The sequence below is a fragment of the Nocardia salmonicida NBRC 13393 genome, from assembly GCF_001613085.1.
In the GTDB taxonomy this organism is placed as follows: Bacteria; Actinomycetota; Actinomycetes; order Mycobacteriales; family Mycobacteriaceae; genus Nocardia; species Nocardia salmonicida.
The window spans coordinates 67,603-78,672 of record NZ_BDBR01000001.1; the positions used below are offsets into that span (position 1 = coordinate 67,603).

At 67.5% G+C, this 11,070-nt stretch carries 9 protein-coding genes; 1 reads left to right on the plus strand and 8 read right to left on the minus strand.

The features are described from left to right. Nucleotides 1-30: 30 nt before the first annotated feature. From NS1_RS00350 to NS1_RS00370, 5 genes are read right to left on the minus strand one after another with little or no spacing between them, the layout of a single operon-like run. Nucleotides 31-2,061, minus strand: coding sequence for an erythromycin esterase family protein (locus NS1_RS00350; protein WP_157125041.1), 2,031 nt, complete (start codon nt 2,059-2,061; stop codon nt 31-33). A gap of 28 nt (nt 2,062-2,089) precedes the next feature. Further along, a complete protein-coding gene (locus NS1_RS00355) occupies nt 2,090-2,620 on the minus strand; it encodes a GNAT family N-acetyltransferase (protein ID WP_062980476.1) in 531 nt (176 codons plus the stop codon). Then, nucleotides 2,617-3,675 (minus strand): zinc-dependent alcohol dehydrogenase family protein, encoded by a 1,059-nt coding sequence (locus NS1_RS00360; RefSeq protein WP_062980477.1) that lies wholly within the window; start codon nt 3,673-3,675, stop codon nt 2,617-2,619. The genes NS1_RS00355 and NS1_RS00360 overlap by 4 nt, the downstream gene beginning before the upstream one ends. Before the next feature lie 17 nt (nt 3,676-3,692). After that, nucleotides 3,693-4,334: a hypothetical protein gene (locus NS1_RS00365; RefSeq protein WP_062980478.1), complete on the minus strand. Its 642-nt coding sequence runs from the start codon at nt 4,332-4,334 to the stop codon at nt 3,693-3,695. Beyond that, nucleotides 4,331-5,251 (minus strand): universal stress protein, encoded by a 921-nt coding sequence (locus tag NS1_RS00370; protein WP_062980479.1) that lies wholly within the window; start codon nt 5,249-5,251, stop codon nt 4,331-4,333. The genes NS1_RS00365 and NS1_RS00370 overlap by 4 nt, the downstream gene beginning before the upstream one ends. A 206-nt stretch (nt 5,252-5,457) precedes the next feature. Here NS1_RS00370 and NS1_RS00375 point away from each other — a divergent pair, with 206 nt between their 5' ends. Beyond that, nucleotides 5,458-6,456, plus strand: coding sequence for a zinc-binding alcohol dehydrogenase family protein (locus tag NS1_RS00375; protein ID WP_062980540.1), 999 nt, complete (start codon nt 5,458-5,460; stop codon nt 6,454-6,456). Between the two features lie 45 nt (nt 6,457-6,501). Here NS1_RS00375 and NS1_RS00380 read toward each other — a convergent pair whose 3' ends face one another. From NS1_RS00380 to ppsA, 3 genes are read right to left on the minus strand one after another with little or no spacing between them, the layout of a single operon-like run. Continuing rightward, entirely contained in the window at nt 6,502-7,992 is a 1,491-nt protein-coding gene (locus NS1_RS00380; protein WP_255284362.1) for a bifunctional aminoglycoside phosphotransferase/ATP-binding protein, read from the minus strand. 8 nt (nt 7,993-8,000) lie between these two features. Next, a complete protein-coding gene (locus NS1_RS00385) occupies nt 8,001-8,744 on the minus strand; it encodes an SDR family oxidoreductase (RefSeq protein ID WP_062980480.1) in 744 nt (247 codons plus the stop codon). A gap of 39 nt (nt 8,745-8,783) precedes the next feature. Continuing rightward, nucleotides 8,784-11,069, minus strand: a complete 2,286-nt coding sequence (gene ppsA, locus NS1_RS00390; protein ID WP_062980481.1) for a phosphoenolpyruvate synthase — start codon at nt 11,067-11,069, stop codon at nt 8,784-8,786. Between the last annotated feature and the right edge of the window lies 1 nt (nt 11,070).

Below are 11,070 nucleotides of genomic sequence, written 5' to 3' on the forward strand. Positions count from 1 at the left end.
ACCCGCGGGGGAGACTGGCGGGTCGGCTCGTCACAGCCCTGTCGGATAGGTCTCCGGTGCTCTCTCCACGCTCCAGCGGCCGGTGGGCTCGAGCGGCTCCAGGGCGGTGGTGCGGTCGATGTGGACGATCGCGTCGAACTGGTCGGCGGCGCGGGTGTGGAAGTAGTGGCTCTGCCGCTCGGTGCCGGGGGCGTAGACGACGCCGATGGCCCGCTGCAAGCGCGCCTGCCCGAGCGCACGCGCGGCGGCGTTGCCGGTGTCCATCCGCACCATGAACTCACCGGCGCCGGTGTCGTGCAGCAGTGTCTCCATGCTGGACGGCAGTGCGGGGCGAACAGTTTCGTGGATGGCCGAGCCACCCCACTCTTGTGCGGCGGTGACCGATCCGTAGTAGGTACTGAAGCCGATCGTTGTGCAGTGCGCACCGTGACGTTGCCGCATCAGCTGTCCGATCGTCACCTGGCCTTCGGCGCCCAGTTCGGTGGCTCGAGCGTCGCCGACATGCGAATTGTGGGCCCAGATGACGATTTTCGGAATCCGGCGGCTGCCGTGTAGGTGCTGATGAAGATGCTCACGCAGCGCGTCGAGAGTGTCGGCCATATGTTCGTCACGAAGGTTCCACGACGCGGTGTGGTTGCCGAACATCGTGCGGTAGTACTGCTCGGCGTTGCGGACCGACCACGCGTTGCGCAGGGCATCGAAAAGCTCCTCGGCGGCGATCGGGTCCGCGCCCGTCTCGGTCAACGTCTTGCGCTGGAGTTCGACCAGCTGCGCGACGGCCTGGTCTTCGCAAGATCTGCCCGCGCCGAAGGCCGCCCCGTATCCGTAGGCCTGGCCGTCATCGTTGCAGGTCTGGTCGAAACAGCCGTATCGCGCCTTGGCTCGTTGGGCGGCTCGGAGGTCGGCTCGTTCGAGGTAGCGCACCACTTCGTTCATGGATCGATGCAGGCTGTAGAGGTCCAGACCGTAGAAACCGGTGGTGGGCTCGTCGGCGCGCACGCGGTCGTCGTTGTGGTCACGCAGCCAGCCGACGAAGTCGCGCACTACCGTATTGCGCCACATCCAGGCGGGGAACCGCTGGAATCCGCGCAGAGCTTCTTCCGCGGTGGTGTCGTTTCCACGCGCATGGACGTAGCGGTTGACGCGCGCTGCGTCAGGCCAGTCGGCCTCCACCGCGACAGCGTCGAATCCCCGCTGCTCGATCAGCCATTTCGTCATCTCGGCACGCGCGGAATAGAACTCGTGCGTTCCATGGGTGCTCTCGCCGATCAACACGATGTTCGCCGTACCGATCAGATCGTCGAGTTCGCTGTCGGAGGGAACGCCCGCGGGTGCGCCGATCGCGCATGTCCGAATCGCACGCACCGGGTCGGTCGCCGATGTCGCGAGCCCGGTCGTCGGGGTGGACATGAGCTTCTGTACCTGTTCGTCGGTGACCTGGGTGAAATCCCAGTACGACGCGCCGACGGCATGAAACGGCGACGGTATCGTCGCGCACACCACTTCATCGACCATCGCGCCGAGTTCCCGGCACGTCGATTCCGGTGCTGCGGGGATCGCGACGACGATGCGCTGAGGTTCTTGCGTTCGAATCGCGTCGATCGCGGCGAACATGCTCGCGCCGGTGGCCAGACCGTCGTCGACGAGGATCACCGTTCGCCCGGTGACCTCGAGCGGGCCTCGGTCATCGCGATAGGCGACCTCTCGTCGTGCGAGCTCGTCTGCTTCGGCGTCGGCCACGGCGCGGACCTGTTCGGAGGTCAGGCGCAGTGCCCGGACGACATCGTCGGCGAGGACTATCCGGCCTCCTGTCGCGAGCGCGCCGAAGGCGAACTCCGGGTTGCCGGGGACGCCCAGCTTGCGCACCACCAGGGCATCCAACGGTGCGTCGAGGGCTGCTGCCACCTCCCAGGCCACCGGAATTCCACCGCGCGGCAGCCCGAGCACGATCACATCATCCTGGTCCCGGTAGTGCCCGAGCAGTTCCGCCATGGCCTGTCCGGCCTCTCTGCGATCACGGAAGATCCGGCGGGAATCCTCGCGCAGTGCGATCGGGTTCATCGTTGCCTCGATTCGGTTGCTTGCTGCCTCAGGTGTTCGCTCTCGCCGCACGATGTCGCCGAGAAGCCGAACTGGGCTCGGAGTTGCGCAGGTGGAATGCGATCTGGATGACGCCGTCGCTGCGGTGGGCCGAGATCGGGAGGTCGGAATCGATGATGAGTCGCATGGCTTTCGAGTTGGTCGGCACCACCTCGGCGATGAACCGGTCGAGGCCGCGGGCGCGGCCCAGCGCGGCGAGCCGATAGAGCAGGTCGGTGCCGATGCCGTGGTGTTGTTCGCCGCCGGCGACGACCATGGCGATCTCCGCGCTGACGCCGTCGTCGAGGACGACGAAATTCGCCACGCCGATGAGATCGTCGTCGATGAAGGCTCCGACAGCGCAGTGCGTGCGATCGTTCGACGCGATCGAGCCGACCACTCGGTCGAGGTTCTTGGGCGGTGGCCCGAAGAACCGGAAGTAGCCGTCGGTGCCCGCTAGATCGGCGTGAAGTTCGAGCACCGCGGCCCGGTCGCTGGGGCGGAGTTTCCGGAAGCCGATGTTCGACGTCGCGGTCGTCATGGCTGCTCGGCCTTCGTCTGCGTGACGGTGACTTTCAGCGCGCCCGTTTCCGCGGCCCGCGCGAAAGTGTCGTAGGCGTCGGCGAATTCGCCCATCTCGAAACGGTGGGTGATCATCGGGGTGGGATCGAGATGCCCGGATCGGATCAGCTCGATCAGGCGCGGTGTCGAGTCGGTATCCACCAGACCGGTGGTGATGGTCAGATCACGGCTCCACAGGTTCTCGAGATGGAGCGACGCGGGTGCACCGTGCACGCCGATATTGGCGACGTGACCGCCGGGACGCACGAGATCGACGGCCAGTTCGAAGGTTTCGGGTACACCGACTGCCTCCATTGCCACATCGGCACCCCGACCACCGGTGAGCTCGGCGACCCTGGCGCGCACATCGTCGCGGCGGCTGTTGAGTACCGGCTCGGCACCGAGTTCGCGCGCGGCCGCCAACCGGGTGTCGGCGAGATCGATGACGATGATGCGGCTCGGGCTGTAGAGCCGCGCGGTCATGACCGCGGCCAGGCCGATCGGCCCCGCGCCCACGATGACAACTGTGTCGCCGGGCCGCACCCTGCCGTTGCGCACGCCGACTTCGTAGCTGGTGGGCAGGATATCGGCCAGCATGAGCATCTGCTCGTCGCTGATACCGGGCGGGATCGGGTGGGTCGACATATCGGCGAACGGCACGCGCACCGATTCGGCATGGGTGCCATCGATTTCGTGGCCGAGCAGCCATCCGCCGCCGCCGGTGCACAGCCCGTAGCGGGCCTCGCGGCAGGACGCACAGCTTCCACATGCGGAGATGCACGAAACGAGAACGCGATCGCCGACCCGGAGGGTGCGCACAGCGCTGCCGACGGCGGCAACGGTTCCGACGGCCTCGTGACCGAGAATCCGTCCGCGCTCGACCTCGGGCACGTCACCCTGGAGAATGTGTAGGTCGGTCCCGCAAATGGTGGCTGTGTCGACGGTGACGACAGCGTCGGTGCTGTCGAGGATCACCGGATCGGGGACCTCGCGGCGGTGCGGACGTCCTGGGCCGTCGTAGACCATGGCGAACATCGAAGACTCCTTTCGGATCAGAATGCGCTCTGACTCATGACCATGCGCTCGGCACGGGTTCGGATGCCCGAGAGCATCTTTCGCTCCATGATCAAGCTGCCCGGTTCGGCGACGAGCTGGGTGAACAACCGTGAGCTCGGCGACGCTCCGGTCAGCGAGATGAGATTGCGACTGATCAGCCGGGTACCAGCGGGTTCGGGGTAGAGGTTGAATGACCAGACCCAGTTGCCGTCCTCGGAGCTGAACACGAGCGACCGGTCGGTTTCGAGCACTCCGATACGCATCCGGGGGCCGTTCGTGCCGAGCGCGATCACGTCGCCGAGTGCCGGATGCTGGAATTCGGGCAGGATCTCGTCGGCGCTGTGCATGTCGAGGCCGAGGAGGTTCTCGATCCAGTCGTAGGTATACGCGCCGCCGCGCCCGGGACCGATCTGCACGAGCCACGGCCAGATCGCCGCTGGGTCGGCCGCCACGGTGATCGCCCTGGTTGTTCGAATATCAGGGTTGGAGAGCAATTCGTCGCCGGGCATTGTTCGCTCCGCTTCGTCGCGGGTCGCGCCCCAGGTCGCGATCCGTTTTCGCAGGAGAACCGAATATCCGAGCGCGAGTCCGGCGACGTAGGTCGCGGTACCGATGGCGAGAGCCGTGGTGTTCTTCATCGCGGGTCCTCGACGGCCGGGTGCGCGACCATGACGGGGCAGTGGGCGTGCTGGACAAGCCAATTGCTGGTCGAACCGAGGACGAGACCGCGCAGCCCACCCCATCCGTGGCTCCCGACGACGACCATTTGCGCCGAATCCGACCAATCCTGCAAGCGGTGGCGCGTCTCGCCGGCGTAAACCCGATGCGTCACAATGACATCCGGGTACTTCTCGCTCCAGCCGGCCAGGCGCTCGGCCAGCAGCGCTTGTTCGGATGTCGTCAGATCCTCGACGGCGAACTCGCCGGCGAATTCACCATAGGACGTGTCATTCCACACGTGGACGGTGACGAGCGGCGCGGTGCGTTCGGACGCTTCGGTGAACGCCGCGGCGATGGCTTGCTCGCTGGTCGGGCTGCCGTCGACTCCGACGACGATCGGCCCGGTATTGCGGGGCAGCGCGCCGTCGCCGGTGTCGTTGACCACCACGATCCGGCCCGAGCCGTGGGCGGTGACGGCCAGCAGCGTCGACCCGAGATGCGCGAGCGTGCCGACATCCGGTGTCGCTCCGAGCGCGACGAGATAGGCATGGTGCGACAGCGCGATCAGCGTTTGCGCGGGGTGGCCCGCGTCGAGCTCGGTCCCGATCACCAGTCCAGGCGCGATGTCGTGAGCCACGCGCTGGGCAGCCGCGAGGACTTCGGCGCCCTGGGTGCGTGCTTCGTCGATGACCGACGGTGTGACGACGGCATAGGGATTCACCGCCGCGACGTGAGCCAGATCGAGTCCGTGCACGATCAGGAGGCGGCGGCCCCGGTCGGCAGCCGTCTGCGCGGCCCAGCGAACGGCGATGTCGGCCGTCTCCGATCCATCGGTACCGACGACGACGGCGGATGTCGCGAGCTCGTGCGCGTGGTCGGTGAGATGAGTGCTCATGATGAGTGCCCCAATCGACGTGTGCGGTGCGGATACTTCGACGGTAGGAAGCGCCGCGCCGGATGACTGCTGGCGTAGGTCCCCGACCGAAGGGCCGATCGGACACAGTTTCGATATCGACCGCCCATGACTGTCGGTTGTGCTCGGCACGTGCGAGGCTGGACACCGGCAGCGATCGACGAGCAGACCTTCGGAGCGATCACATGATGCGAGTCTGGCGAGTCCGACGACCCGGTCCCGTCGCGACCGGGCCCCTTCGGATGGGTCGCGAGCCGGTTCCCGTGCCCGAGCCTGGAGAGTTGCTGGTGCGGGTCTTGTCCTGTGGGGTCTGCCGCACCGACCTGCACGTCGTGGAAGGTGATCTGCCTGTGCACCGGCAAGGGGTGACGCCCGGGCACGAAGTGGTCGCCGAGGTGGTTGCCGTTCCGGACGGCTGCACCGATGTCGCGGTGGGTGATCGCGTCGGTGTCGCGTGGCTGCGGCACACGTGTGGTCACTGTCGTTATTGCCGGCGTGGCGCCGAGAATCTCTGTCCGCGCTCGCGCTATACCGGATGGGACGACGACGGCGGCTATGCCGAATTCGCCACCGTACCTGTGGAATTCGTGCTGCCGTTGCCGACAGGGTACGACGACGAGGAGTTGGCGCCGTTGCTGTGCGCCGGCATCATCGGCTATCACGCGCTCGTGCGCGCCGAGGTCCCGGAGGGTGGTGTGCTGGGCATCTACGGCTTCGGCGGTAGTGCCCACATCACCGCGCAGATCGCGATCGCGCGCGGTGCGCGGGTGCACGTGATGACCCGCGGTGTCGCGGCCCGGGAACTGGCGCTCGCTCTCGGTGCCGACTCGGTGCAAGAGGCCGCGGACGCTCCACCTGAACCCTTGGATTCGGCGATCCTGTTCGCGCCCGCCGGCGAATTGGTGCCGCCCGCGCTCGAGGCGCTCGACGGCGGCGGCACACTCGCCGTCGCCGGCATCCACCTCAGCGATATCCCCGCACTGAACTATCAGCGACACCTGTTCCGGGAACGCCAGATTCGTAGTGTCACATCCAATACCCGAGCTCAGGCCCGCGAGTTTCTCGCCCTTGCACAGCAGCACCGGCTGGTCGTGTCGACTCATCGGTACCCGCTCGACCACGCTGACCGCGCACTGTCCGATCTGGCTCAGGGCCGGTTCGACGGGGCAGCGGTCCTCGTGCCATGACGCGCCACTCGTCGGATGACGCGGTGTCGTCGTGTTCTGCCACTGTCATGGTGTCGTGAGTTCCAGCCCGGCAGTGTGGTGGGTGCCGCTGTGCCAGGCGTCGAGGGCAACCGCGACGGAATCGGCGAGGGGCCCGGCGGTGTCCACGGTGACCGCCTCGGGCCACGGCACCGCAGTCGCTGCCATGGCATCGGCGATGGCGGAGGTCGCATCCGATTCGTGCGTGCGTCGGCGTCCGATTCGCTGATGCGCCAGATCGGTGGGACAGACGCAATGCAGGGAAACGAGATCGGCCGATACCGCGTCGGCCATCTGAGTGGCGTGTCGGCGATTGTCGGGGTCGATCCAGCTCGCGTCAAGGATCACCGACACCCCCGACGTGAGTAGAACCCTTGCCCGCCAGAGCAATTCGTCGTAGACGCGGGCCCGTCCGGCGGCGCAGTAACGGCCGGCGCCGAAGCGACCGACCTCCTCGTTCAGCGCTCCGACCCGAGCCAATTCCTTGCGAACGTGGTCGCTGGCGAATACGACCGCGCCGGTGGCCGCCGACAGTTCCGCCGCGACCGTCGACTTGCCCGTTCCGGGTAGCCCGCCGATCAGGGTGAGCCGTACTGTCGCCCGTTCCAGTCGTCGGGCGGCGATGGACAGGTGTTTGCGTAGTCGCGGGCCTGCTGCAAGCTCGCCTTGTCCGAGGCGGATCAGGTCCACCTTCGCCCGGACCGTCGCCCGGTAGGCGATGTAGTGATCGCGCAACGAAGTGGGCGCGGGGTCGCCCGCCGCGCGGAGATAGTCAGCGACCAAGCGATCGCCGAGTTCGGCGTGACCGAGGAAGTCGAAGTCCATGGCGAGGAACGAGATATCGTCGCACCGGTCGACATAACGCAATCGGTCATCGAAGTCCAGGCAGTCCAGCACCCGAAAACCGTCCGGTAGGTCGAAGATGTCTTCGGCGAGCAGATCGCCGTGGCCGTCGACGATGCGGCCGTCGTTGATCCTTTTGTCCAGCAATGATGTTCGACCGTCGAGGTAACGCATTACCCGGTGATCGATGCGCTCGACCATCGGGAGGTCGACGAGTTCTCCCGAAGCTTCTCGCAACGGGCTGAGCAAGGATCGCCACCGAGCGCGCAGCGCGTCGGCGGAGCCCTCACGGTCGATCTCGGAACTGCGTCGGGCACGGTCGTGGAACCGGACCAGCAGGCTGACCAGGGCGGACAGATCGACGGGAGGTTCTTCGTCCCCGGCGGTGAGCAGGTTCGACAGTCGTCGGTCCTCTGGCATCCGTTGCATGACCAGGACCGGCTCGGCGGGCCCACCCCCGACGTCGCTGAGGTGCGCGACGCCGAGGTAGACATCCGGCGCCAGCCGCCGGTTCAGTTCCAACTCACGCGCGCAGGCGTCTTCGCGCAACGCTACGGTGCTGAAGTCGAGGAAGTCGGTGCGCAGCGCCTTCTTCACCTTGTACGCGCGATCACCACAGAGCAGCACGACGCCGGAGTGTGTCTCGTGCACCCGCGCCGGTGCCGGGATGATCACGGCTGTGCTCAGTTCGCCGCGACGAGCGAGGCGCCCGCCGTGGCACCGCCGTCGAGCACGAACTCCGAGCCGGTGGAGAAGGTCGCCTCCGTCACGATGAAGCCGACCATCGCGGCGACCTCGTCGGGCTCACCGAAACGGGGGAGTGGTTGTCCTGCGGCGATACTCGGGTCCATGCCCGCGGTCATCGGGGTTCGGATGGGCCCCGGATGGACCGAGCACACACGAATGCCCGCGTCGCCGAGTTCGATCGCCGCGGCCTTGGTCAATCCGCGCAGTCCCCACTTGCTGGCGACGTAGCCGGAGATTCCGGAATAGCCGATCAGTCCGGCCGTCGAGGAGACGTTGACGATGACGCCGTCACCCGCGGCGCGCAGCCGTGGCGCGGCCAGGTGCATGCCGAGCCAGGAGCCGACCAGATTGACGTCGAGAACGTGGCGGAACTGGCTGGGCGATTCGGTCTCGACGCTGCCGAAGTCGAGGATGCCCGCGTTGTTGACCAGGACCGCGAGTGGTCCGAATGTCGCTTCGGCGTCGTCGAGCACGCGGCGCCACTCGTCCTCGTCGGTGACGTCGAGGTGGCGGAAGATCGCTTGCGAGCCGAGCGCGTCGGCAGTGGCCGCGCCGTCGCGCTCCAGCAGATCCGCGACGACGACGCCGGCTCCGGCCTTGGTCAGTGTGTGTGCGACGGCGGCACCGATACCGCGCGCACCGCCGGTGACGACGACGCTGCGGCCATGAAGATCGGACATGATCGAACCTTTCGTAGGGGTGTTCAGGAACCCGGGAGTTCAGCGATGGTCGGGAGGGTTCGTGGCGAGTGCGTGGTCGAGGAGCACCCGCCGTTCGGCGGCGGCGACGACCCGGCGGGTGTCGGCTATGGCGTCGGGGGTTACCGAGATCGAGGTGATGCCCCACCGCACGAGGTTCTCGGCGAAGGACGGATGATTCGACGGCGCCTGGCCGCACAGCGAGGACGTCACGCCGAGCCGACGTGCGGTGGCGATGATGTGCGAGATCGCTCCCAGCACGGCGGGATCGGATTCGTCGAAAAGCTCGGCGCACTGCTCGGAGTCACGGTCGACGCCCAACATCAGCTGTGTCAGATCGTTGCTCCCGATGGAGACGCCGTCGATCCCGAGCCCGATGTATTCGGGCAGCCAGTGCACCACCGAAGGCACTTCGGCCATCACCCATCGGTGCAGTCCGCGCTGGTGGCCGAGCGGGCTGGCGTCGATGAGTTCGAGGCAGGCCTCGAGTTCCCACCGGGTACGGACGAAGGGGATCATCACGTGCAAGTTGGGGTGGCGTTGCCGAGCATGGGCCAGCGCGGCCAGCTCCACCGCGAAAAGATCGGGTTCGCGAATGTAGCGATAGCAGCCGCGGTAGCCGATCATCGGATTGTGCTCCACGGGTTCGTAGTGCTCGCCGCCACGCAGAGCGCGGAACTCGTTGCTGCGGAAGTCGGTGGTGCGGTAGACGACGGGACGTGAGCCGAAGGGCTCAGCGATGCGGCACAGCGACTCGCTCATGCGATCGATGAACAGCTGCTGCTCGCCGCGGGCGATGAGGTCGCGGGGGTGGCGCCCGTCCAGTGCTTCGGTCAGCAGGGTTTCCGCCCGGAGCAAGCCGACACCGTCGACGTCGCCGGCGGCGATCAGCGCGGCGCGCTCGGGGGTCGCGAGGTTGACGTAGATCTTGGTCGCGGTGGGTGCCGAGGCAGGGGGCGCCGGTCTCGGGGCGGTGGTCGCCGCGACGTCGTGGCGGCCTGCGGTGACTTCACCGGTGGAGCCGTCGACGGTCACCATCGTGCCGTCGGTCAGTGTCGTCGTGGCGTCTCGGGCGCCGACGATGCACGGGATCCCGAGTTCTCGGGCCACGATGGCGGCGTGGCAGGTCATGCCGCCACTGTCGGTGACCACCGCGGCCGCCCTGGCCAGGGTGGGTAGCCAGTCCGGGTTGGTCATCGGCGCGACGAGCACCTCACCGTCGCGTAGCAGCGATCCCGTGTCCGGTGTCGCCAGCACTCGCGTGTGTCCTGACGCCGAGCCGGGCGCCGCACCCACGCCTCTGATGAGCACCTCGCGCGCGGAACCGCGGGTACTCGGCGGCTCGGTCGCGCCGGTCGGCGTGGTGATCGGCCGGGCCTGGACGATCCAGAGATCGGTGTGATCGAACGCCCACTCGATGTCTTGCGGGATACCGTGGTGATGGGCGGCGATGGCGAGCGCCGACGCGGCGACAGCGCGGGCCTGCTCGTCGGTCAGCACCGGGGTTCGCGCGTCGGCGTCTGACAGCTCGATCCGCTGATCGCCGTCGGGCCCGGCGACCACAGCGAATTGCTGGTGTCCGCGACGGGTGTGGAGCAGAGTCGGCCCATCGGCGTCGAGCAGATAGGTATCCGGCTCGACCTCGCCGGAGACCACCACCTCACCCTGGCCCCTGGCCGCCTCGACGACCACACGATCCAGTCGCCCTGTCGTCGGATCGGCGGTGAAGGCGACCCCGGAGCGTTCGGCGGCGACCATTCGCTGCACCACCACCGCCATCACCGGTCGCCCGTGCATCCCGCGCCGTGCTCGATAGGTGAGTACCCGGGGGGTGAACAGCGAGGCCCAGCAGTCGATCACCGCGTGTAGCAGCGCGTCGTCGCCGCGCACGTTGGTACGGGTCACGTTCATTCCGGCGAACGAGGCGCTTGCGCCGTCCTCACCGATCGCCGAGGACCGGACCGCGACCGCCACCTCGTCACCCAGCGCGTGATAGGCCGCCAGCACGGGTGCGCGGACTGCGTCGGAGAGTTCGGTGGCGCGTACGAGTGCTCCCATCCGGTCGCACAGTGCGATGACGGCCGCGGCGTCGGCGGTCGATGCCAGGGCCTGGCCGTGTAGCCGGTCGAGTTCGGCGCCCGCGGGGCCGTCGGTCAGTGTGTGCTCGTAGGAGGCAGCGAGGATCACGAACCCCGCTGGGACCGGGAGCCCCGCGGCGACGAGTTCGCCGAGATTGGCGCCCTTGCCGCCGGCTCGGTCGGCGTCGGCCAAGCGCAATCCACTGAATTCGGTGACGAATTCACCCATG

Coding starts and splice junctions, on each gene's coding strand:
- NS1_RS00350 (WP_157125041.1), bottom strand. CDS start 2,061: ATGAACCCGATCGCACTGCGCGAGGATTCCCGCCGGATCTTCCGTGAT.
- NS1_RS00355 (WP_062980476.1), bottom strand. CDS start 2,620: ATGACGACCGCGACGTCGAACATCGGCTTCCGGAAACTCCGCCCCAGC.
- NS1_RS00360 (WP_062980477.1), bottom strand. CDS start 3,675: ATGTTCGCCATGGTCTACGACGGCCCAGGACGTCCGCACCGCCGCGAG.
- NS1_RS00365 (WP_062980478.1), bottom strand. CDS start 4,334: ATGAAGAACACCACGGCTCTCGCCATCGGTACCGCGACCTACGTCGCC.
- NS1_RS00370 (WP_062980479.1), bottom strand. CDS start 5,251: ATGAGCACTCATCTCACCGACCACGCGCACGAGCTCGCGACATCCGCC.
- NS1_RS00375 (WP_062980540.1), top strand. CDS start 5,458: ATGCGAGTCTGGCGAGTCCGACGACCCGGTCCCGTCGCGACCGGGCCC.
- NS1_RS00385 (WP_062980480.1), bottom strand. CDS start 8,744: ATGTCCGATCTTCATGGCCGCAGCGTCGTCGTCACCGGCGGTGCGCGC.
- ppsA (WP_062980481.1), bottom strand. CDS start 11,069: ATGGGTGAATTCGTCACCGAATTCAGTGGATTGCGCTTGGCCGACGCC.